21 protein-coding genes are annotated in these 21,748 nt (G+C 69.2%); 4 read left to right on the plus strand and 17 right to left on the minus strand.

The features are described from left to right. Nucleotides 1–46: 46 nt before the first annotated feature. Nucleotides 47–1,009 (plus strand): DUF2877 domain-containing protein, encoded by a 963-nt coding sequence (locus VKV57_00990; GenBank protein HLW58478.1) that lies wholly within the window; start codon nt 47–49, stop codon nt 1,007–1,009. 49 nt (nt 1,010–1,058) lie between these two features. Here VKV57_00990 and VKV57_00995 read toward each other — a convergent pair whose 3' ends face one another. The 6 genes from VKV57_00995 to VKV57_01020 all read right to left on the minus strand — a co-directional run bounded on the left by VKV57_00995 (nt 1,059) and on the right by VKV57_01020 (nt 8,752). Beyond that, on the minus strand, nt 1,059–2,825 hold the full coding sequence (locus VKV57_00995) for an acetyl-CoA carboxylase carboxyltransferase subunit alpha/beta (protein HLW58479.1): 1,767 nt from the start codon (nt 2,823–2,825) through the stop codon (nt 1,059–1,061). A 1-nt stretch (nt 2,826) separates the two neighbouring features. After that, the gene (locus tag VKV57_01000; GenBank protein HLW58480.1) at nt 2,827–4,008 is read right to left on the minus strand and encodes a CaiB/BaiF CoA-transferase family protein; all 1,182 of its coding nucleotides are present in this window, start codon (nt 4,006–4,008) and stop codon (nt 2,827–2,829) included. Nucleotides 4,009–4,064: 56 nt separating this feature from the next. After that, nucleotides 4,065–4,889, minus strand: coding sequence for a cyclase family protein (locus VKV57_01005; GenBank protein HLW58481.1), 825 nt, complete (start codon nt 4,887–4,889; stop codon nt 4,065–4,067). 88 nt (nt 4,890–4,977) lie between these two features. Further along, nucleotides 4,978–6,801 (minus strand): acyl-CoA synthetase FdrA, encoded by a 1,824-nt coding sequence (fdrA, locus tag VKV57_01010; protein ID HLW58482.1) that lies wholly within the window; start codon nt 6,799–6,801, stop codon nt 4,978–4,980. Nucleotides 6,802–6,839: 38 nt separating this feature from the next. After that, nucleotides 6,840–7,979: a hypothetical protein gene (locus VKV57_01015; protein HLW58483.1), complete on the minus strand. Its 1,140-nt coding sequence runs from the start codon at nt 7,977–7,979 to the stop codon at nt 6,840–6,842. Between the two features lie 362 nt (nt 7,980–8,341). Then, nucleotides 8,342–8,752: a cupin domain-containing protein gene (locus VKV57_01020; GenBank protein HLW58484.1), complete on the minus strand. Its 411-nt coding sequence runs from the start codon at nt 8,750–8,752 to the stop codon at nt 8,342–8,344. Nucleotides 8,753–9,054: 302 nt separating this feature from the next. Here VKV57_01020 and VKV57_01025 point away from each other — a divergent pair, with 302 nt between their 5' ends. Next, on the plus strand, nt 9,055–9,498 hold the full coding sequence (locus tag VKV57_01025; GenBank protein HLW58485.1) for a VOC family protein: 444 nt from the start codon (nt 9,055–9,057) through the stop codon (nt 9,496–9,498). A 54-nt stretch (nt 9,499–9,552) separates the two neighbouring features. Here VKV57_01025 and VKV57_01030 read toward each other — a convergent pair whose 3' ends face one another. The 4 genes from VKV57_01030 to VKV57_01045 form a co-directional block, all read right to left on the minus strand. Beyond that, nucleotides 9,553–10,995, minus strand: coding sequence for an ATP-binding protein (locus VKV57_01030; protein HLW58486.1), 1,443 nt, complete (start codon nt 10,993–10,995; stop codon nt 9,553–9,555). Between the two features lie 268 nt (nt 10,996–11,263). Further along, nucleotides 11,264–12,487 (minus strand): threonine synthase, encoded by a 1,224-nt coding sequence (locus VKV57_01035; protein ID HLW58487.1) that lies wholly within the window; start codon nt 12,485–12,487, stop codon nt 11,264–11,266. 249 nt (nt 12,488–12,736) lie between these two features. After that, entirely contained in the window at nt 12,737–13,582 is an 846-nt protein-coding gene (locus VKV57_01040) for a methyltransferase domain-containing protein (protein ID HLW58488.1), read from the minus strand. Between the two features lie 87 nt (nt 13,583–13,669). Beyond that, the gene (locus tag VKV57_01045) at nt 13,670–14,338 is read right to left on the minus strand and encodes a DEAD/DEAH box helicase (protein HLW58489.1); all 669 of its coding nucleotides are present in this window, start codon (nt 14,336–14,338) and stop codon (nt 13,670–13,672) included. A gap of 189 nt (nt 14,339–14,527) precedes the next feature. On the opposite strand from VKV57_01045, the gene queF reads away from it, so the two are divergent. Beyond that, nucleotides 14,528–15,007: a preQ(1) synthase gene (gene queF / locus VKV57_01050; protein HLW58490.1), complete on the plus strand. Its 480-nt coding sequence runs from the start codon at nt 14,528–14,530 to the stop codon at nt 15,005–15,007. 3 nt (nt 15,008–15,010) lie between these two features. Continuing rightward, nucleotides 15,011–15,511 (plus strand): QueT transporter family protein, encoded by a 501-nt coding sequence (locus tag VKV57_01055; GenBank protein HLW58491.1) that lies wholly within the window; start codon nt 15,011–15,013, stop codon nt 15,509–15,511. 44 nt (nt 15,512–15,555) lie between these two features. Here the strand turns inward: VKV57_01055 and VKV57_01060 are convergent, their stop codons facing one another. The 7 genes from VKV57_01060 to VKV57_01090 all read right to left on the minus strand — a co-directional run bounded on the left by VKV57_01060 (nt 15,556) and on the right by VKV57_01090 (nt 21,740). Then, nucleotides 15,556–16,974, minus strand: coding sequence for an amidase (locus VKV57_01060; GenBank protein ID HLW58492.1), 1,419 nt, complete (start codon nt 16,972–16,974; stop codon nt 15,556–15,558). After that, nucleotides 16,971–17,174, minus strand: a complete 204-nt coding sequence (locus VKV57_01065) for a hypothetical protein (protein ID HLW58493.1) — start codon at nt 17,172–17,174, stop codon at nt 16,971–16,973. The genes VKV57_01060 and VKV57_01065 overlap by 4 nt, the downstream gene beginning before the upstream one ends. Nucleotides 17,175–17,189: 15 nt before the next feature. Continuing rightward, nucleotides 17,190–17,741 carry an ECF transporter S component gene (locus tag VKV57_01070; protein HLW58494.1) on the minus strand — a complete coding sequence of 184 codons (552 nt, stop codon included), beginning with the start codon at nt 17,739–17,741 and terminating at the stop codon, nt 17,190–17,192. Between the two features lie 144 nt (nt 17,742–17,885). Continuing rightward, the gene (locus tag VKV57_01075) at nt 17,886–18,725 is read right to left on the minus strand and encodes an energy-coupling factor transporter transmembrane component T (protein ID HLW58495.1); all 840 of its coding nucleotides are present in this window, start codon (nt 18,723–18,725) and stop codon (nt 17,886–17,888) included. After that, complete coding sequence (locus tag VKV57_01080; GenBank protein ID HLW58496.1) at nt 18,722–19,636, minus strand: energy-coupling factor transporter ATPase; 915 nt, start codon at nt 19,634–19,636, stop codon at nt 18,722–18,724. Before VKV57_01080 ends, VKV57_01075 begins: the two co-directional genes overlap by 4 nt. Then, nucleotides 19,633–20,511: an energy-coupling factor transporter ATPase gene (locus VKV57_01085; protein HLW58497.1), complete on the minus strand. Its 879-nt coding sequence runs from the start codon at nt 20,509–20,511 to the stop codon at nt 19,633–19,635. The genes VKV57_01080 and VKV57_01085 overlap by 4 nt, the downstream gene beginning before the upstream one ends. Beyond that, complete coding sequence (locus VKV57_01090; protein ID HLW58498.1) at nt 20,511–21,740, minus strand: ArgE/DapE family deacylase; 1,230 nt, start codon at nt 21,738–21,740, stop codon at nt 20,511–20,513. Before VKV57_01090 ends, VKV57_01085 begins: the two co-directional genes overlap by 1 nt. Nucleotides 21,741–21,748 lie beyond the last annotated feature (8 nt).

Raw genomic sequence — 21,748 nt, forward strand, 5'->3', positions numbered from 1 at the left:
CCGGCCCCGCGGTGAGCGGCGGCCGGACCCAACAGGGAGATCCTGGATGGCAGAGAAAGATACCCCCGTGGCCACGGTGAACCGAGCAATGACCAGCCGCGTTGAGGCCCTCTCGATGAGTTGGCGGGTTGGTCGGGCGTTTCGCCAGGAAGGATGGGACGGCGAGATCCTCGCGGTCCACCCGCACAGCTGCTACCTGATGGACGAGGACGGGGCGATCTACGCGATCGTCCAGGAAAGCCTCGGCAACGGCCCGCTCAACCTCGTCATCCCCGCCGCCGCCGGGCACGCCTTCCAACATCTGTCGGTCGGCGAAACGGCACGGTCCAACGGCGACACGCTCCTGCTCAGCGACAGCCTCGACGTCGGGCTTGCCACCGCACAGCTCTGGGACCCGAAGCCGTACCCGGCGCTCGGCGCGGACCCGCAGCGGCTCCGCCAGGCGGTGTCGACGCTGTTGCAGGCGGTGACGGCGGCGCCCCCGGAGAAGAGCCTGGCGCTGCTGCTCCCCTATCTTCAGGAGGAGGAATTGCCCGCCCCGCTCCTCAAGGTCACCCACTTCCCGCGGAGCCACGCGCTGATGGGCGGGCTCGCGGAGTCGTTGGCGGTCCGCAACCGGCGGGGGCTCAAGGTCGTGACCTCGTCGATGGCGGGGCTGGGGCCGGGATTGACGCCGTCCGGGGACGACTTCATCGCCGGGGTGCTCCTGGCGCTCGCGCTGGCGCAGGACGACCGGCCGGACGCGGAGCTCAAAGAGATCGGCGGCATGCTGCTGGAGACGGCGGCCCCCCGCACCCACGAGATCAGCGCCGCGTACCTTAAGGCGGCGCATGCGGGCGAGGCCGGCGATCGATGGCACCGGCTGCTGGGGGCGCTTGCTTCCGGGGATCCGCCCGCGATCGTCGAGGCCGCCCGTGTGGTGATGGAGACCGGTGAAACGTCCGGAGCCGATATGCTGTCGGGATTCATCACCGCGATGCAAGCGATCCACGCCGCGCCGAGCGCCTAAACCCGCCGGCCCCCGCGCCCGGTGAGGGTGCGGAGCGGCCGCCTCGCGTTTACGAGTCGTCCCCCCCTCCGCCGTGCGTCCCCCGCCCCGGCCCCTCCGCCCAGGGGAGCCGTCGACTGAGAACGTCGAGCGCCTCCTGCATCTCCCGCCGCACGATCTCGCGCCAGTAGACGCCGACGCGTCCGATGTGCCGGTACTTCGCATAGCGGCGGGACAGTAGCCGGGAGAGCGGAATCCGGCGGAGATCCCGCAGCGCCGCCAGCAGGTGCTGCCGGAGGATGGCGGCGGCCCCCGGAGGGTCGAGGTGTGCCCCGCCCTCGGGTTCCGGCACGATGGCGTCGATGACGCCGAGGCGCAGGAGGTCGCGAGCGGTGAGCTTGAGCGCCTCGGAGAGGGCCTCCGCCTTCTTCGCGTCCCGGTAGAGGATCGCCGCGGCGCCTTCGGGAGCGATGACCGAGTAGATCGCGTGCTCGAGCATGAGCACCCGGTCCGCGACCCCGAGCGCCAGCGCTCCCCCGCTCCCGCCTTCCCCGGTGATGACCGAGACGATCGGGGTCCGCAGGCGGGACATCGTCGCCAGGTTGCGCGCGAGTGTCTGGGCGATCCCGCGCCGCTCCGATTCATAGCTCGGGTTCGCGCCGCGGGTGTCGATGAGCGTCACCACGGGGAGTTGGAACTTCGCGCCGAGCACCATCAACCTCAGCGCCTTCCGGTAGCCCTCCGGGTCGGCCATGGCCTGCCCCTCACCCTCGGTCTGCCCCGGGAGGTACTGGCGCTGGTGTCCGACGATCACCACCGTCTCGCCGTCAAGTTCCGCGAGCCCGCCGACGATCGCCGGATCGTCCCCGCCCTGCCGATCCCCGTGCAGTTCCACAAACCGCGTCGTCATCGCGGCGATGTAGTCCCGGGTCTGCGGCCGGCCGCGGTGGCGCGCCAGCCTGACCTGCTCCCAGGCGGCCAGACCACCGACCGCGGGAGACGCCGGCAGGACCCCCACCGGGTCGCGGCTGCCGCCCCCCCGGCTGAGGTGCCCGACGAGATACGCCACGGTCTCGCGCAGCCGCTCGCGGGGGACGATGAGGTCGACCATTCCCGCGCGCATGACCGTCTCGGCGCGGTGGGAGTCCGGAGGCAGCGGCGTTCCGGTGGTCTGCTCGATCACGCGCGGTCCCACGAACCCGATCTGAGCCCCCGGCTCGGCGATGAGCACGTCGCCGAGTGAGGCAAAGCTCGCGGTCACCCCGCCGAAGGTCGGGTCGGTGAGGATGGAGAGAAACGCCAGGCCCTCGCTGTCGTGCCTGGCCGCGGCCGCGGAGACTTTGGCCATCTGCATGAGCGAGAGCATCCCCTCCTGCATGCGCGCCCCGCCGCTCGCCGCCACGCTGACCAGCGGGATCCGGCGGCGGGTGGCGTGCTCGAAAGCGTTGGCCACTTTCTCCCCCACCACGGACCCCATCGTCCCGCCGAGGAACCCGAAATCGAACACGACCAGGACGATTCGGCGACCGTCGACCCGACAGATCCCGCTGGTCACCGCCTCCCGCAGCCCGGTCGCCCGGCGGGCCTCGACCAATCGGTCCCGGTAGGGCCGGCGGTCCATGAACTGGAGGGGATCCACGGAAATGAGGTTCCGGTCGACTTCTTTGAACGTCCCCGGATCCGCCAGCATGGCGATCCGGGCCGGCGACGGCATCGACAGGTACCGGCCGCAGCCGGCGCAGACGTAGTGCCGCGGCCCCAGCGCGGCGGCGGGGTGCTCGAGCCCGCAGCTGGGACACGCCACCTGGGGCGGAGTCGCGCGGGGCCGCCGGAACATCCTAGATCACTCGGTCGCGGCGGAGCGCGGCGATCTCCTGATCAGGGCATCCCACCTCCCGCAGGATCGCCTCCGAGTGCTCCCCCAATTGCGGCGGCGGAGAGACCACCGCGCCGGGGGTCTCGGACAATTTCACGGGGATCCCGTTCACCCGGATCCGGCCGGCCCGCGGGTGCGGCAGCTCGACCACCATCTCCCGATGCCGTACCTGCGGGTCTTCCATCACCTCGTGCATCCGGTAGATCGGGCCCGCCGGGACGCCTCCCCCCAGGAGGCGCTCCACCCATTCCGCGGTGCTGCGCCGGGCGAACACCGGCAGGAGCACCGCGAGGAGCTCCTCGCGGTGCCGCACGCGGTCGGCGTTGGTGGCGAAGCGGGGGTCGGCGGCGATCGGGAGCTCCACCGCGTCGCAAAAGCGCTGCCACAGCCCCTCGCTGCCGACCGCGACGTTCACGAACCCGTCGCGGGTGGGGAACGGCTGGTAGGGGACGAGGTTGAGGTGGGCCGAACCGACGCGCCTCGGATCCTCACCGGTGGCGAAGTAATTGGCGGCCATGTAGGTCATCCACGCCACCTGCCCGTCGAGCATCGCGGCGTCGATCCACTGCCCCGCCCCGGTGCGCTCGCGGACCCGGAGCCCGGCCAGGATCCCGTACGCCGCGAACATCCCGGCACAGATGTCGGCCACGGCGACGCCGACCCGCATCGGAGCGCCATCGGGCTCCCCCGTGATCCCCATGATTCCACCCATGCCCTGGACGATGAGGTCGTAGGCGGCGCGCTCACGATACGGTCCGGTCTGGCCGAACCCGGAGATCGAGCAGTAGACGAGCCGAGGCACGAGGTCGTGGACGGCGGCGTACCCCATGCCCAGGCGGTCCATCGTCCCCGGGCGGAAGTTCTCGACCAAGACGTCCGCCCGCCGGAGGAGGCGGAGGAGCAGGTCTCGTCCCCGCTGATCCTTGAGGTTCAAGGTGAGACTCTGCTTGTTCCGATTGATGCTGAGGAAGTACGCGCTCTCGCCTTCGTAGAACGGCGGCCCCCAGCCCCGCGTGTCGTCGCCAGCGTCCGGGGTCTCGACCTTGATCACGCGCGCGCCGAGATCGGCAAGCATCATCGTGCAGTAGGGCCCCGCCAAGGCGCGGGTCAGGTCCACCACGGTCAGGTCGTCGAGCGGTCGCACGGTCCCTCCTCTGGGTCGTTCCGCCCCATCCGCCGGGGCGATCCGGGATCGGCCGGCTACTTCTGGACGAAAGCGAAACACCGGCAGAACGCCGCTTCGCCGCCTTTAAAGCGGAACGGGAAGGCGCCGAACCACACCCGCATGTTCAAGACCTCGTCGATCATCCCGCCGACATTCTCGACGTGGAACACCCCCCTGGGAAACAGGTAGGTATGGGTAGCCTGATACGCTTTGGGCCAGGGGAACGCCTTGTCGATCGGCATCCCGATCTTCTGCTCGACCTCTGGCACGAGGTCAGGGCGCGCCCGGCGCACGTTGGTATTAAATGGATGATCCGTCGAGATGGCGTCGACGGCCAGCCAGCGGATCTTCCGAGCAAGGACCCAGTCGCAGAACTCCTGTTGCGGACCGGGGTGCTTGAGGAATGCCCGGGGCAGGTTGGCCTTTTCCCGGTTGCGGACCTTGTACCAGTCCTCGTTGTAGTAGTGGTGGTAGCCGGTGTGAATCACCAAGATATCCCCGCGCTGGATCCGGGTCTTGTACTTGCGCTCCCACAACTCGAAGTGCTTCGGCCCATAGATGTCGTAGTCCCCCACGCCAAACTGCGCGAGGTCGACCACACACGCCGGACCGAACAGCTCGGCGAGCGGGATGCCCGCCACGTCGGGACCCGGGTCGTTGAAGTGGAGCGGTGAGTCGAGGTGCGTGGCGATGTGGTTTGTGCTGCTGATCAGTTGCGCGTTGACGCCCTCGAACGCCATCTTCTTGACCCACTTCACCGTTGGCCCTTCGTAGAAGGCGAACGGCGGAGAGTCCACGCTGAAGTTCTGAGAGAGATCGAGCACGCGAAACCGGCTCATGTCCACTGGCTTGACCGCCATATCCCACCCCTCCGCATGATTATTTCACCGCATCGGCCCCTGGTGCGTCGGACGCCGGCAGCCGCCCCCCCGGCCGATCGATGAGGACTCACTCCAGCTTGGCCAGCAGGTCCAGCATCCTCCGATCCCCTTCCGCCGGCGGGCGCCAGTCCAGATCAATCACCGACACGCCCTGTGCGCGGAGGCTCTCGGCGAAGAGCGGCAGCCCGACGTTCACGACCCGAGGCGCTCCGTCGAGGAGCCCGACCCCCGTGGTGGACCGCTCGGGCCCGGGGGGCCCGGCCGGCGCAGCAGGACCCACCCCGCCGTGATCTTCGCTCCGCGGAGCGGCGGGCACGCTCCAGGCCGCCCCGAGCGCCCGCCTCCCCGCATCGCCGGCGAGAATGGCCCCCGCCAGCGCCGCTGCGCGCGCGTTGCTCTCTTCAACCAGCACCCCGGCGGCTTCGAGGCGGGCGACCTGTCGCGTTCGGTTCTGGGGATCCTCGTCCGTCCCGCAGACGCTGGCGACCACGACCAGCCCCCGTCCCGCCGTCCCGGCCAGACGGCCGGCCGCCTCGATCACGGGGGCCAGGGTCGCGGCCGGATCCGCGTGCACGCCCTCGCCCAAGACGACGTCGAGCAGGATGACGCCCGTCTGGGGGTCGGCCGCCTCCTGCATCAGGCGCCCGGCGCGCAGCGTCGGGTCGAGCATCGGGTGCAGGCGCCCGACCGTGAACTCGTCCGCGCCGAGGTCGAGTACGGTGTGCGCTCGGCTCCGTCCGTGAGAGGCCAGCGGTTGCCCGCCGCCGCCCGACACGTTGGTGTGGAGGGGACGGAGCACGGAGTGGAGCAGTCCCACCGCCTCCGCCCCGAGCGTCCCGCCGCTGTAGAGGGCGCGCAGGTAGCGCTGCGAGGGTGCCAGTCTGGCTCGGGCCGCATCCGCGCGTGGTACGGCGGAGCTCCACCAGACCGCCGGTTCATCAAGACCCCGAACGGTCCCCCCGGCCAGCCGCACGGCGATTGCGCCCGCCTGCTCGAGCGTCGCCACGGGGTACAGCACCCCCGGGGCGTGCGCGGGGGGGGACCCGACGAACGCGATCACCGCCGGCTTCCCGATCGCAGCGGCGTGCGCCAGGAGCCGCGCGGCGACCGCCGGATCGGGCGGCTTGGAGACCACGACGATCACCGTGGTGGCGGGGTCGCGGCCGAGGAGCGTGAGACCGTCGAGCATCCCAACCCCCCCCACCGACGCACTCAGGTCCCGCCCGCCGGCGCCGAGCGCGTGCGAGATTCCGCCGCCCAACCGGTGCACGAGGCTCGCCACCTCCTGCAGTCCGGTCCCCGCGGCGGCGGCGAGGCCGATCGACCCCCGCCGCACGCGGTTCGCGAATCCGAGCGCCGCACCGCCGATCATCGCCGTGCCGCAGTCCGGTCCCATGCACAGCCGGCCCCGGCGCCGGCCGGCCTGCTTCAGCCGGACCTCCTCGGCGATCGGGACGTTGTCGCTGAACAGCATCACGTGCAGCCCGACCTCCAGAGCCTCGCGCGCCGCCGACCCGGCAAACCGGCCCGGCACGGAGATGAGCGCAAGGTTGGCCCCCGGCAGCAGCCGCACCGCACCGGCCGCGGTCCTGGGGCGGTAGGCCCGGGCGGCACCATCGCCGGGCGGGGGGCGGAGCAGCGCGTCCAAGGACGCCAGCGCGGCCTCGACCTGCTCCAGCGCCTCCCCGCGCACGACGGCGACGAGGTCGTCGACCGTGGCGCCGACTCCGGGGTCGAGTCCGGCCTGGCGCAGAAGATCCAGATTCGCCTCGGTACCCATCACCACCCCGGCCTCGGCGATCCCGGGGAGACCGCGCAGCGCCTGCTGCGCCCGCATCAGGGTGACGGAGTCGACGTACGCGCTCCGCCGCAGGGTACTTCGGATGATCATCGGACTCACCGACCGATCGGCCCGTTCCACCGCCGGCCTTAGGCCCGCGGGTCGAACTCCAGCACGCTCAACCCCCGGTACCGATCGATCGCGTACACGGTGCCGCGCGTGTCGACAAATACGTCGTTGGTCTGGGGGACCGGCCGGTCTCGGGCGGCCGGAGGGACATACACCCCCACCTCCTTCGGCTGATAGGGGTTGGAAATGTCGACGGCCCGGATGCCGCCGCTGAACCACGCGAGGAAGACGACGTTGTCCGCGCGGATGTGTTCCCACGGCTGATGCGCGCCAAATCGGTGCCCGGGAACCACCAGCCCGGCCGGATCCGCGTGATAGGTGGCGACGGGAACCGGCCGCGCCTCGTGCGTGATGTCCAACACCCACATAAACGCCGGCGGGTCCTCCAGCACGTCGTCGGTGACGTCCTCGTCCGTCACCACGGCAAACCGGCGGCCCCGGATCGCATGGGGCACGGGCAGAAAGGTGTGGGTGGGCGAGGTGTAGGGCGGATTCCAGGCCGCTCCCCCCACCGTCCGCGGCTGCCGGGGATCGGAGATGTCGACGATCACGGCGCCCATGCGGCCGCACGCTGCGTAGGCCCGCTCCCCCCGCGCCAGCGCCAGGTGCACCCAGTAGTGCTCGCCCGAAGGGGGGGTACCCGCATCCGCGGCGCGCTGTCCGGGCAGCCACCACTGTCCGACGAGCGAAGGGCGGCGGGGGTCGGCGAGGTCCAGGATGGCGAGGATGTTCGAGCGGAACCCCTCCCATTCGGTCGACACGAACGCGTGGGTCCCCTGGAGGTCGAATCGGTGCACACCGCGCGCGTGGGTCCGGAAAAACGCGATCTCCCGCGGGCGACTCCGGTCGGCGATGTCGAACAACTTGAGCCCAACCGCGGGCGCGCGCCGGACGTCGCCCGGCGGAAAGCGCTCATAGTTCACCAGCATGACGTCGCCGATGACGCGCACCTTATGCGAATGGATGTCGCCCGGAACGGGCACCTCGGCGACCAGGCGCGGAGAAGTGGGATCCGCCACGTCGATGATGCTCGTGCCGTACGGCGGGGCCATGTGAGCGATGTACGCGTACCGCCCCTCCACCACGACCTGGCCACCGCCGGGCAGATCCAGGTACCCGATCCGTGTGAACCCCGCGCCCGCTTCCGTGGATCTCGCCATCAGGCTGCTCGCTCCTCTCGTCCGCCATGATTCCGGCCCGGGCCGCCGGAACGCCGCTGCGGGGTCAAGGATTCGCCCCGGCACGTCCCGCGCAGGCGTGTGACCTCAGCGACGCGGCGGGATCGAAGATCCAGAATTGAGGGACGCGCGAAGGGTCAGGACCACGGTGTCTTCGACTACCCCCCGACGATCTCCACCTTCTGACGTATTCGTTCTCGATCGTGTTTCCCCATCCATTCAGCCGCCGCGACGACGAGTCGCGGCCGCCGATCGATCCCCCACGATACGTCGAGCCCCGGAGATGGGCCGTATATCCGTCGATATGCCTTCGGAGGAGTAGGCGCGGTCGGAGCGGCCGATCGCTACCGGGGGGGCGCCGCCCAGGGCTTCTCCACGAACACCGTCCCGGCTTCGTCCTTGCTCGGGCAGTCGCCGTAGGTGAAAATCAGCTCGGCCGTCTCGGTTTCGCTCAGGTTCTCCAAGCCATGGATGACACCGGGTGGAACGAACACAAACTGGTTCTCGGTCACGGTGTACTCGGTGCGCTCTGCGCCCATGTACAGCTTCAACTTCCCTTTCCGGATAAAAAACGACGCTTCGCACGAATGGTAGTGGGCCTGATTGCGGCCCCTCGGGGGAATCGTCGTCCGTCCCATCGTGACGGTGGTCGAGTGGACGCTGTGTTTGTCGATCCCAAAGGCGATGACGAGGGGCGGTTCGTAGCCCACATCCTTGTGCATGTGCTCCGAATCGACGATGGCGAACTTCGCCATGGTGAACACCTCCCTCCCTCGAGGCGGGGTGTTGCCTCGGCACCCACGTTTTGTATGCCCGGCGAATTTATCCTGCCCCCTTCCCCACGAATCGCTTCGCGTCGCACGCCCCGGTGGCCCCCCACGACCCGCAGGGGTGGGCGGATCCGCTTCCGGGATGCCGGCCGGCGCGCCCGGTCTGCTACAATCGGACGTATGATGGTTCTCTCTGCGCCACCTATGCACAGGAGGACCGCGGACGCGTCCAACGTCGTGATCACCTGCCCGGGTCACCGGCGGGGTAAATCCCGGAGGGATGGGTGATGGGGGAGGTGCCCGATTCCGCCTGGTCGGACGTCCCCGGGGTGATCCGGATTCACCACGTGGGTATTGTGGTGCGGGACGCAGAGGAGGCCGCGGAGACCTACGCGCGTGCGCTCGGCCTCGAACCGATCGTCCTCGAGGACTATCGAGAGGTGGCGCGCGTGGCGTTCCTCCGCGCGGGCGAAACACTCCTGGAGTTGATTCAACCCGTGACCGAGGGGACGCTTTGGTCCGACGCCCTCCGCGATCGCGGCGAGGGGGTCCACCACCTCGCCCTCGAGGTGATCGACCTGCGGACGGCGATGACGGCGCTGGAGGCTTCCGGCGTCGGAACCCTCGCCTCTCGCCCGCAGCGGGCGCCGGGGGATACCCTCAGCATCTACCTGGACCCCGCCGCCACGGGCGGAACGCTGATTGAATTGGTGCAGCAGATTCGCGCCTGAGCCATCCCCGGCGAGCGCTCCGCCGGACGAGCGCGGGCGGCCGGGCCGACCGGACTAACGGGGGCGCCGCTGCCGCGTCCGTGAGCGGGTGCCTTCGGGCCGGCGAGTCGGCGCCCGCCGACCGTCCGTCCGCGCCAGGGCGATTTCCCCACGAAGCGAGTCCACAAACTGCCGCGCGGTCCGACAGGAGTGGCCGTTGTGCCACTGCGACCACAGCAGCGCGCGGTGCCGGACTTCCTCCGCCGGCAGGCGCACGCCGCACCGGGCAGCCAGCACCTCGGCGATCCTCAGGTAGCGGTCCTGATCCGGAATGAGAAACGGCACGTGGATCCCGAACCGATCCGCCAGCGAGAGCTTCTCCTGGACGGTTTCGTCACTGTGCACGTCGTCGTCGACCGCGGGCCTCTGGCGGTCGCTGAACCACTCCCGCACCAGGCGCCGGCGGTTACTGGTTGCGTACAGCACCACGTTCTCTGGACGAACCTCCACGCTCCCCTCCAGGGCCGCCTTGAGCGCCTTGTACTGCGTCTCGTGCTCTTCGAACGACAGATCGTCGACGAACAAGACGAACCGTTCCCGTCGGCCGCGGAGCGGAGCGATGATCTGCGGGTAGTCGCCGAGATCCTCCTTGGCCACTTCGATCAGGCGGAGGCCCCGGCCGTGAAACTCGGTGAGCAGCGCCTTCACCGTGGAGGACTTGCCCGTGCCTCGATCCCCATAGAGGAGGACGTTGTTGGCGGGGAGCCCCGCGACAAACTGGCGGGTGTTGGTCACCACCGGCTGACGCTCCATCGCATAGCCGACAAGGTCGTCGAGGGAAACGGGATCCGGGGCGGCGATGCCTTCGAGCCGACCCCCGCCCGAATGGAGCCAGCGAAAGGCGCGGTACCGGCCAAAGAGTCCGACGCCGTGTGCCTCAAAATACCCCGCGAGATCCCGGACCAGTCCCCTCCAGTCCTTGGCCCCGGCGATGCGCCGCATCATCCGATGCTGCGCCGACCGATGCTCGGATCCGGCAAGCGGCCGGAACCGCTTCCACGCCACTCGCGGGATCCCGCTGAGGCGGGCCACCGCGCCGGCGATCGACGTGCCGTCTAAAGCGTGGCATCGTTGAAGCGACGCGAGGTCCGCCCGGGTCTGTGCGATGAGCGCCGGCCCGATGGCCGACACGCCGACGCGCTCCGCCTTGTGGCTGAAGGGGTTCTCATCGGTCAGGAGGCGCCGCAGCAGATGGGACTGCCAAGCGTCTCCGACGGGCGGCTCGCTGGCGAGCTCAACCTCCGCCGCAAGGAGCGTAAACAGCCGTCCGTAGGCAGCGACCACGCGGGCGGGATCCGGCGATGGGACGGCGAGCAACTCCATGAGCTCGAGCCAGAGGCGCCCGGCCGTATCATCGAGTACGCCGCGCAGGACGGACAGCGCACCCGCTGCGGCGCGCGCCGCCTGATACACGGCGTGCGGCCGGCGGGTGGTTATGGCGTCTTCGTCGCGGCGCAAATCGTGCGCTTCGTCGGCGACGTCTCGACTTCCGGGGAAATGGATGGGCGCAATCGGGGCACCGCGCCCGCGCCGAGGGCACCCGCATCCCCCGACCGGCACGACCCTTCCCGCTCCTGGACGGGCCCGTGGATCGTGCCGGGCCCCGCCCCGTTCCCCCTCACCCGCTCCATCGGACCGTCCCCCCCGTCCGCCGGTGTCGACCCCTGGACCGCGCCCGCCGCTTCGGCGGGCGCCTAGGGGTTCGTCGCCGGTGAGACCCCTCCTGTCACGCCCGGCCGCTCAGCGGCGCCGGCGGGTGGGCCGGCTCAAACGTGGGCAGGGTCGGGTGAATCAGGTCGACATATTTCATGCCCGCTCCGGTGTTGAACAGGACCACCCGCTCGTCGGAACGGATCAGCCCGTCCTGGACCAGCGCCTTCAGCGCCGAGTACGTGGCCGCTCCCTCCGGGCAGGCGAACAATCCTTCCGCGCGGGCGAGTTCTTGCATATCGGCCAGGATCTGCTCGTCCGTTACCGCATACGACGTCCCGCCGCTGTCGCGGACGGCCTGCAGGATCAGATAGTCCCCGATCGCCTCGGGCACGCGGAGCCCTGCGGCGACGGTGTGGGCGTCCTTCCACGGCTCCGCATGTTCTCGCCCATCCCGGTGTGCGCGCACCATGGGCGCGCAGCCCGCCGCCTGCACGATGACCATCCGCGGGCGCTGGGCGCCGATCCACCCCAACGTCTGCATCTCGTCGAAGGCCTTCCACATGCCAACGATCCCCGTCCCGCCTCCGGTCGGGTAGATGATCACGTCCGGCAGGCTCCATCCGAACTGTTCGGCCAGTTCATACCCCATCGTTTTTTTGCCCTCAACGCGGTAGGGCTCCTTGAGCGTTGACATGTCAAACCAGCCCTGCGCCTCGACCCCACCACGCAGGCTTCGGCCGGCGTCGTTGATCAGCCCGCGGATCAGAAAGGTGTGTGCGCCGCACACATCGCACTCCACCTGGTTCACGTGCGGCACGTCGACCGGCATCACCAGATAGAGGTCGATGCCGGCCCGAGCGCAGTAAGCCGACGCCGCCGATCCCGCATTCCCCGCCGACGGCATCGACGCCATGCGGACCCCGAGCTCCTTGGCCTTGCTCACGGCCGTGGAGAGCCCGCGCGCCTTGAACGAGCCCGTGGGATTGAGCCCCTCTTCCTTCACGAAGACGTGGGTGAGCCCCAGCCGCTTTCCGATCGCGCGAAGAGGCAGCAGGGGCGTCATCCCTTCCCCGAGCGTCATCACGTTCGCCGGGTCGTCGATCGGCATCAGCTCGCGGTAGCGCCACATCGATAGCTCGCGGCCCGCGAACTGCTCGCGCGACACCTCGGCGCGGACCCGGTCCAGGTCGTAGCGGGGGAACAGCACTTTGCCGCACCGGGGACACACGTTGTGCAGTTCCTGCGCGGAATACTGCGCGTGACAGTGGGTGCACTCCAGGTGGTGCAGGTATCCCATGAGACCCCCCCAAGCGAAAAGGCCCGCGCCCGGGGGCACGGACCATCAACTGGCAGGTATTATATCATAAACGCTCAGCGTTTGGAAGAGGCAGATGAGGTCTATCGACACAATAGACCACACCGACATCGATGAAAATGCCGTTGCAAATCACTCCTGTCGCGCTTTCCACCGGAATTTCCCGTAGACATCGACTGGGGTGCGAAGGGAGTGTCCCGCGCCGGCCGCGGTCGAAGAGCTGGGTAGCGGTTAGACTGGGGACTGAGCGATGAACTGCAGCCAGAACCGGGGGACGCCTCCGGTGATCTTGGCGTCGCGCATGGCGGGCCGAACGGCCTGTGCCAAGGCGTCCGCGCCGATCTCGAGCGGCACATCGGGCAGCGCACCGTGGACGAAGAGGGAAAACTGCCCGATATCCTCGAGGCTCTCCGGGGAGAGCGTCACCTGGTGGAGCCGCCACGAGGGCTCCACAAACCCCGCCGCGCTCACCAAGGCTCCATACTCCTCAGGGGTGACCCATTTGAGTGAATCGGTCCGCTCGGTCCGGAGAACGGAAATTCCGCGCTCTCGGAGGTAGTGGGCAGCCCGAAGGACCCAATACCGATAGAATCGTTCTGTCCCCGGGGGGTAGCAGCCCCGGAAGAAGGTGGTATTGAAGGCAAACGTTCCGCCCGACCGCAACACCTTGCGAATCTCGCTCAGCACCTGCCCTTTGTCCTTGATGAGGTGAATCGCGTTGCAGAAGACGACGACGTCGACCTGCGGGACGAGGCGGCTCAGGTTTTCCGCGCTCCCTTGGATGAATTCGACCAACCCGGAGGCGATGCGGCGCCTGGCACGATCGAGCTCGGAGATGGAAGGATCGACGGCATAGACCAGACCCCGGCCGTGCTCCATCAGCTTCTGGACGATCAGCTCGGTGACCGCGCCGGGGCCGCAGGCCAGATCCACAAACCGGTGACCGAGCTCGCCCACCCGCTCGACGAGCCAGCGGTTGACCTCTTCGAAGAACGGGTGGCTGGCAAAGCGGGAAAACCCATAACGGTCGTTCTCCGCAGCGGTGGCCTCGACGTCCTGCGGGTACGTCTCGCTCACGACTCCACCCCCACGCCGGTGTGTCTTGAGTATATCCGCGGGGACCGTCCGCGACAACCCCAGGGGCCGCCAACGACCGGCGTCAAATTACTCGCCCGTCGCCACGGCCTTTGATTCGCGGCTTGCGATCGCGACGTAGATCGGATTGCGGAGGTATCGCCCCACCATGGTCCTCACCGGGTCCGGCACGGTTGAGGCAAAGAGCGCGGTCTGCCGGGTTGACGGGGTCCGCACCAGAATCTGCTCGACGTCGGACCGGAAACCCATCTCAAGCATGCGATCCGCGGCATCGAGGACCAGGAGCGTCACGCTGCGCAGGGTGAGGGTCCCACGGCCCAGATGATCGAGGACGCGCCCGGGAGTGCCCACGACGATGTGCGGCTTGTCGCGCAGGTGCGTCACCTGTCGGGCGCTTGGCTCTCCCTCGGAGATGGCGACGATCCGCAGGCGTGTGTGCGCGCCGAGTGCCCCCAGGGCGGCGGCGACTTCGCGAGCCAGATCACGGTTCGGCACAAGCACGAGCCCCTGAACGGCTTTGCTCCGCGGATCCAGGCGCTGCAGCATCGGGATGCCGAACGCGGCGGTTCGTGCGGACCCCGCCTCGGCCCGAGCCACCAGGTCCCGGCCGGTCTTCAGCGCCGGGATGACCTGTGCCTGTATCGGGGTGGGCGAAGACCATCCCAGCTCGCGGATCGCCTTCTGGAGCCGAGCGTCGACCAACCCGTCGAACCCTACCCCACGCGCTTGTCCCGCCATCAACTCCACCCACCGAGGTTCGCGCCATCGACCCAGACGGACCTACGTGGGAGGTCCCGGGGACAGGTACAACGGGAGAGCCCAAGCTCTCCCGCCGTCAACGGACGCAATTTTGAGTTGGTCGGCATCTGTGGCCCTATTATTCTATAATAGAGAGGCTCGGCGGTCAAATAGCGGGAGGGACGGTGGGTGACGGCGGCGCGGAAACGGGCGGTGCGGCAAGAGCACTCCGGCAAGGCGCAGCCGACGGCATCCGGGAAGAGCCGTCCGGGGGCGGTGGCCCCTGCACCCGACTTCCGGTTGGAGATCCGCGACACCCAGGCGGTTCGGTCCGGGCTCCTCAAGTGGTTCCCATACGAGTATGCGGGATCGCCCGCCACCGTCGAGATTACCACGGATGAGTTCACGGCGGTCTGCCCGTGGTCGGGGCTCCCCGACTTCGGCACGGTGACCGTCCGGTACCTCCCGCGCGCGCGGGTGTTGGAACTGCGCTCGTTCAAATACTACCTCCTCACCTACCGCAACGTCGGGATCTATCAGGAGCACGCCGCGAACAGGATCCTCTCGGACCTCGTGCGCGTCACGGTGCCAAAGTGGTTGGAGTTGGAGCTGGATTACCGCATCCGCGGGGGCGTGCACACGGTCGTCCGCGCGCGCTGGCCGACCTGACCCGTGGCGCCACGAACGGCCCGCATCGCAGAGATCGGCGTGGTGGGGGCAGCCTACGCGGCCCTCACCCTGCTCGTGGCCCCCGCGTCGTACGGCCCTCTACAGTTGCGCTTTGCTGAAATGCTGAAACCCCTGGTGATCTGGGAGCCCGCGTTGATCCCGGCGTTCGTCATCGGCAATTTCCTGAGCAACCTCCCGAGCCCATTCGTCGGGCCGTGGGAACTCCTCTGGATGCCGCTGGCTAACCTCGTCGGTGGATGGGCCGGCTGGCGGGTCGGGCGGGTCAACGCCTACCTCGGCGCCACCGTGTACGCGGTCATCATCGGCGCCGCGGTCACGACGATGCTCTCCGTGCTGCTCCGGGCGCCTTTCCGAGCGCTGATCACCCCGCTGATCGGAAGCGAGGTGATCCTCTTGATCGCCGGGGTCCCCATGATGCACCCCGTGCACGTCGCGCTCCAACGGCTGCGTGGGCGGACGGCGGGGAGCGCCGCGCCTCGCTAGCGGGCGGCAGCGCCAGCCTCCGAGTTCAGCCGGGTCGATCCGGGTCAGCGTTCCTCGGGCGGCTCGGGGGGACGTCGCTCGTGCCATGGGGTTGCCCGCTCATAGGCATGGGCGATGGCGAGGATCGTGGCCTCGTCCATCGGGCGGCCCACGATCTGCAGCCCAATGGGCAGGCCGTCGTCGCCGAAGCCGCACGGAACCGAGATCGCAGGAAGCCCCACGAGGTTGATGAGCCGTGAGAACCGGGTAAGGAAGCCGCGCACTTCGATCTGGCGCCCACCGACCTCGAGCGTGCGCTGGCCTATTGGCGGCGCCGTGGTGGGCACGGAGGGAAGAACGACCGCCGCGTAAGGGGCCAGCCATTCATCGACCTCGCCCAGCAGCAGCGCGCGAACTTTCTGGGCGCGCAGGTATTGGCTGGCCGTGACGAAGGCTCCCTGGCGCAGCAGGTCGAGCGTCTCCGGACCGTAGTCCCCGGGCCGCTCACGCATCCATCCCTCGTGCACGCTGGCGGCCTCGGCCAAAATGACGGCGGTGGCCGCGGCCCGGGCTTCGTTCGGTCGGGGGAACGGGACGTCCTCCAGCCGCAGGCCCAGGGATCTCAAGACCTCGAGCGCGGCGCGAAACCGGGACCGCACCTCCTCGGTCATCTCCTGATGGTACTCGTCGTCGAGCACACCCAGGCGCCCACCCCGGGGGGGCCCACCGAGCCCGGCGTAAAAATCCGGCACGGCATGGCCGAGGGTTGACGGATCGGCGGGGTCCGGGCCGGCGATCGCCCGAAGCACCAAGGCGGCATCCTCCACGCTCCGGGTGAGCGGCCCGATGTGGTCGAGGGTCCACGAGAGCGGAAACACCCCGTGGCGGCTGACGCGGCCGTAGGTAGGTTTGAGCCCCACCACGCCGCACACCGCCGCCGGGATGCGGATGCTCCCGCCGGTGTCCGTCCCCAGTGACACCGGACCCAATCCCGCGGCGACGGCCGCACCTGAGCCCCCGCTCGATCCCCCCGGAATGCGGTCGATGTCCCACGGGTTGCGTGTCGGACCGTAGTGCGGATTGTTGGACGTCACCCCGAACGCGAACTCGTGCAGCGCGTTCTTCCCAAGAAGAACCGCACCCGCCTCCCGCAACCGCATCGTGACGGTGGCGTCGCGGATGGGGACGTGCTCGGCCAGGATCCGCGAGCCGCACGTCGTGCGCGTCCCACGCGTATCGATGAGATCCTTGAGCGAAACGGGAATCCCGTGCAGCGGTCCCCGGTACTGCCCGCCGGCAATCTCCCGTTCCGCCTCCCTGGCCTGGGCCAGGGCCACATCAGCCGTTACGGTGATGAACGCATTCAGCACCCGACACCGCTCGATGCGAGCGAGGAGCGACTCCACGAGCGCCACCGGCGAGAGCGCCCTGGCCCGGATCTGAGGCGCCAGTTCGGCGGCGGTCGCGTAGGCCAGTTCGCTCACCGGGGGCGGCTTCCCGGGGTCATCTCCCCCCACGGTTTGGGGGTGAACGCCGGCTCCAGATCGGCGATCGGCAACGCCGTCAACCGGTCGAGGTCCACGTAGAGGGCGTCCACAAGCGGGAGTAACCGCTCCAGGTCGACTTGGGTCATCCGGACCCCGGCCAGGTGCGCGATCCGCCCCAGGTCACCGATCGTGAGCATGCCGGGCGCGCCCCCTTAGACGCGCGCCCGGGCCTGTCCGACCTGCACCCGCTTCCAGGAGAGGAGCACGGCAAGGGAAATGATCACGGCGACGATGATCTCGGGGATACCGTGGGTGAAGGCCACGGTCCACGCCACCTTACCCGGCAGGTAGTGGCGGGCCACACCGAGCCCGAGCACAAGGATGGTGTTCGTGGCGGTGCCGACGATCGCGGCGACCGTGATTCCCCACCACTCCCCGGCCCGACGGGCGGCGAAATAGGCCCAGGCGGCAAAGACGCCGATGAAAATCCGTGGCACGATCGCCACGATCGGATCCTTGAACATCGGGGTCGTCGCCTGCAGAAAACTATAGATGCCGAAGATGATGCCGATCAGTCCGCCGACGATGGGTCCTTCCAAAATCCCTCCGATGATCGCCGGCACGTGCATGATCGTGGCGTTGATCCCGGTCGGCATCGGGATAAAACCGAGACGGGTGGCTCCAAGGAAGATGGCAATCGCCCCGAGGACCCCAGAGATCACGATCCCGCGCGTCGAGAGCCCTCCCTGACGTACCTCCTGCATCTCCTCACCCCCTCCCGGACCTCCCCGTCAGGAACCCGGGGCCGGTTGCCGGATGTACTGGCACATTCCCTGCCGGATCTGAGCCCCCCTGCCGCCGAGGCCGCCACTCGCCGTGGCGGGCGTCACGCCTGGAATCGCCCGCGCCTAGAAGGGAAAGCGGACGAACAGCATGGCCACAAGAAAGGCCAACGCCGCGACGGGGGCGAGCCAGTCCAGCGGCCGCCCGGGGAGAATGGCGTAGGTGGTTCGACCTTCCCCCCCCATATACGCCCGCGCTTCCATCGCGACGATCAGCTCTTCCCCGCGGCGGAGCGCGAACGTGAACAAGGGGACGAGGACGGGGAGAAGACGCCGGGTGGCCGCCACGAAGTTCCCGCGCCGGCCGCGAATGGTGCCGCCGCGGGAGGCCTGGGCTTTCAGGAGCCGCTCCGCCTCCAAGGCAATCGTCGGGATGAATCGAAGCGCGATCGTGACCACCAGGGCCAGTTCGTGCGAGGGCACCCGCAGCCGCCGGAAGGGACGGAGCAGCCGTTCGATGCCGTGCGTGAGCTCGGTCGTTCGGGTCGATAGGGTGAACACGCTCGTCACGAGGAGCAACTCGACGAAACGCGCTGCGGAGATCACGACCAGGCGGGCGACCGCCGCGGTCACGACAATCCACCCCCAGTGAAAGATCACCGGGCTGGTGGGATCATAGTTGCGGCCGAAAAACAGCAGCTGCAGCAGCGCGAGGATGAGCAGGAGCGGAACGGCCGGGATCAACCCGCGCAGGGCGTACGAGAAGGGGATGCGGCCGAGCACCACGACCGCCGAGCAGGCGATCAGCAGAGAGGCATTGCCGAGAATGCTGGGCGTGAAGCTCACCGCTGCGGTCAGCAGGACCGCGGCAATGATCTTCGCCCGCGGGTCCAGCCGGTGCAGGTACGAGCCGGTCGGCAGATACTGGCCGATCGTAATGTTGCGCAGCAGCTCGAACTCGTTCACGGACCCTCGCTCAACAGGGGCGCCAGGGCCTGCTCGGCCTCCTCTACGGTCAGCGCGTCGCCGCGAACGTGGTACCCTCGCGCGCGCAGTCGCTGGACGACCTGGGTCGCCTCGGGGGGGGCGAGGCCGAGTTCGGCGAGGCGCGCGCCGTCGACGAACACCTCCCGCGGGGTGCCGGTTGCCACCACCGCTCCGTCGTGCAGGATGTAGAGGCGGTCGCTCAGCCGAGCCACCTCCTCCATATCGTGCGAGACGAGCACCAGCGTCATCCCCTCGCGCGTGCGGAGATCCCGGATGCGCCCCCGAAGCTCCTCGCGGGCCCCCGGATCCAACCCCGACGTCGGCTCGTCGACCACCAGCACCCGAGGCCGCAACGCGAGCACGCCGGCAAGCGCCGCCTTTCGCAACTCGCCGCCGCTCAGCGTGAAGGTGTACCGGTCCTTGAAAGCGTCGAAGGGGAGACCGACCGTCTCCATCGCCCACCGGACACGTTCACGGATCTCGAGGAATGGAAGGCGAAGCTGGCGGGGTCCGTACGCGATGTCGTCGCCGACCAGGCGCTCGAACACCTGGGTCTCCGGTTCCTGGAAGACGAGGCCCACGATGCGCCTGACGGCGGCCAGATCGACATCCGGCCTCCCCAGATCATGCCCCGCGACCAGGACCCGGCCGCGGATGGGACGCATCAGGCCGTTGAAATACTGGATTAGGGTGGACTTTCCGGACCCGGTCTGGCCGATGACCCCGACGGCTTCGCCGGGATAGATGTTCAGGCTGATGCCGCGCAGGGCTTGGTGCTCGAACGGGGTCCCCGCCATGTAGGTATGCCAAAGGTTCTCCACCGCGATGAGCGGAGACACCCCCGGCCGCGCGGCGGTGAGGGTTCCGGCGTGCTCCCCCCGGTCGATCACCGGGGAATCGAGGCCCGTGCCGCCACCGCCTGCACCATCTCATCCACGGTCAGCAGGCCGGCGGGAAACGTCGGGACCCGGCGGTGCAGCCTGCCGGCGAGCGCGGCCACAGGGGGGAGGTCGAGCCCGATGCGGTGCAGCTCATCCACCTGGGCGAACACCCTGCGCGGCGTCCCCGCCAGCCGGATCGTCCCTCGGTCGAGGACGATCACCCGATCGGCCACGGCGGCCTCGCTCATCAGGTGGGTGATGGTCACGATCGCCGTCCCGCCGCGGCGCAGGGCCGCGACCACCTCGGCCACCTCTCCTCGCCCGCGCGGGTCCAGCATGGAGGTCGCTTCGTCGAGGACCAGGCACTCAGGCTGCATGGCCAGCACGCCGGCGATAGCCACCCGCTGCTTCTGACCGGCCGACAGCAGGTGGGGCGGACGATCTCGTGCCTCCCACATTCCAACGGTCTCCAAGGCCCGGCGAACCCGCCGCCGCAACTCGGCGTGGGGCACCCCGAGGTTCTCGGGGCCGAAGGCGACGTCTTCCTCCACGATCGTCGCCACCATCTGGCTCTCCGGGTGCTGGAACACCATTCCAACGGTCTGCCGGATGGCCCGCAGGCTGCCTGGGTCGGCGGTGTCCATGCCGCGGACTCGGACCGTTCCGCGCTGGGGCCGCAGCAGCCCGTTCAGGTGGCGGGCGAGGGTGGATTTCCCGGACCCGTTCGGCCCGATGATCGCCAGGTGCTCGCCCGGGGTGACCTCAAGCGAGACGCCGCGGAGCACCCGGGCATCCGAGCCCGGCTCGCCGCCTTGCGGCGCCCCGGCGGCAGATGCGGCATACGAAAACTCCACGCCGTCGCAGACGATCAGGGGGCCCGGCATCAGGCGGCACCGCCGAGAGCGTAGCAGGCGGCCACGGCGAAGATCCGGCAGGCTTCGACGAGGTCGGTCACCCGGATAAACTCATCGACCTGGTGAGGAATCGTCACGTCTCCCGGGCCGATCGTCACGATGGGAATGTGGGCCCAGGCGTGCAGGAAGGTCCCATCGGTGGCGCCGGGCACCCCTCGGTATCGCGGCGGCCGGGCTTGGACCCGCCGGCAGGCGTGCTCGACCGCCGAGACGATCGACGCGTCCCGGGGAGTCTCCGTCCACGGCCGCTCCTCGAACACCTCGAGGTCGCCCGTGCAGCCCGGGAGGGCCGCGACCGCGGCGTCGACGGCCGCGGCGAGGTCGCGGCGGATCTCCGCGTCCGCTTGACCAGGAATCGTTCGGATATCCAGTCCGACCAGGGCCTGATCGTGCATGACGTTGAGTTGTGCCACGCTCCCCGCCGCCAGCACGGTGGGCGTGACGCTGGGCTCGCCGAGCAGCGGATGGCTCCCGTGGCGCGCCACGTATCGCTCCTCGAGCGTCCGCATCCCGGCGACAAACGCCGCCGCCGCTGGGATGGGGTTGAGGCCGCTCTTCGGCATCGCGCCGTGCGCCATCTTTCCCCTGAACCGCGCCAGCGCCCGGAGCGCGCCCTTCTGAACGAGGCAGATGTTGTTGGCTTCGGGCTCGCAGATAATCGCCCCGCAGGCCCCCTCAGCCCACCCGTTCCGGATGAACGACTTGATGCCGAGCATCATCCCCTCTTCGTCGGCAACAACCGCGATCCGGATCCGGCCGGGCAACGTGACCCCGGCGTCGCGGATCGCGCGCACCGCGGCGATCGCGGCGGCGACCCCCCCCTTCATATCGGCAGCCCCCCGCCCGTAGAGGCGCCCGTCGGCGACCACGCCGCCGAATGGCGGTACCGACCACGCCGAGGCGTCGCCCTCGGTCACCACGTCGCTGTGACCTTCCAGAATCAGGAGCGGTCCCGCCCCCCGTCCTCGCCAGTCCCCGATGACGTTGGGGCGACCCGGAGCCGCTTCCTCGCAGTGCACCTCGAGCCCGAGCCGCCGCAACTCATCGGCGACGAGCGACGCGGCGGCGGTTTCGTTGGCGAGGGGATCCTCTGGCCGGAACACGCTCGGAGTCCTCACCAGTCGGCAGGCCAGATCGATGAGATACGGCTCGTCAACCGCCGTCACCACCGCATCGACCGCCGTATCGAACGCGCGCATCGAGGGGC

It is taken from the genome of bacterium (assembly GCA_035307765.1).
In the GTDB taxonomy this organism is placed as follows: domain Bacteria; phylum Sysuimicrobiota; class Sysuimicrobiia; order Sysuimicrobiales; family Segetimicrobiaceae; genus Segetimicrobium.

Excerpts from the sequence above, each read along its gene's own strand:
- VKV57_01085 (HLW58497.1), bottom strand. The coding sequence starts at position 20,511 with ATGCCGGGCCCCCTGATCGTCTGCGACGGCGTGGAGTTTTCGTATGCC.
- VKV57_01070 (HLW58494.1), bottom strand. The coding sequence starts at position 17,741 with ATGCAGGAGGTACGTCAGGGAGGGCTCTCGACGCGCGGGATCGTGATC.
- VKV57_01005 (HLW58481.1), bottom strand. The coding sequence starts at position 4,889 with ATGGCGGTCAAGCCAGTGGACATGAGCCGGTTTCGCGTGCTCGATCTC.
- fdrA (HLW58482.1), bottom strand. The coding sequence starts at position 6,801 with ATGATCATCCGAAGTACCCTGCGGCGGAGCGCGTACGTCGACTCCGTC.
- VKV57_01020 (HLW58484.1), bottom strand. The coding sequence starts at position 8,752 with ATGGCGAAGTTCGCCATCGTCGATTCGGAGCACATGCACAAGGATGTG.
- VKV57_01015 (HLW58483.1), bottom strand. The coding sequence starts at position 7,979 with ATGGCGAGATCCACGGAAGCGGGCGCGGGGTTCACACGGATCGGGTAC.
- VKV57_01025 (HLW58485.1), top strand. The coding sequence starts at position 9,055 with ATGGGGGAGGTGCCCGATTCCGCCTGGTCGGACGTCCCCGGGGTGATC.
- VKV57_01090 (HLW58498.1), bottom strand. The coding sequence starts at position 21,740 with ATGCGCGCGTTCGATACGGCGGTCGATGCGGTGGTGACGGCGGTTGAC.
- VKV57_00995 (HLW58479.1), bottom strand. The coding sequence starts at position 2,825 with ATGTTCCGGCGGCCCCGCGCGACTCCGCCCCAGGTGGCGTGTCCCAGC.
- VKV57_00990 (HLW58478.1), top strand. The coding sequence starts at position 47 with ATGGCAGAGAAAGATACCCCCGTGGCCACGGTGAACCGAGCAATGACC.
- VKV57_01045 (HLW58489.1), bottom strand. The coding sequence starts at position 14,338 with ATGGCGGGACAAGCGCGTGGGGTAGGGTTCGACGGGTTGGTCGACGCT.
- VKV57_01035 (HLW58487.1), bottom strand. The coding sequence starts at position 12,487 with ATGGGATACCTGCACCACCTGGAGTGCACCCACTGTCACGCGCAGTAT.
- VKV57_01065 (HLW58493.1), bottom strand. The coding sequence starts at position 17,174 with ATGCTCACGATCGGTGACCTGGGGCGGATCGCGCACCTGGCCGGGGTC.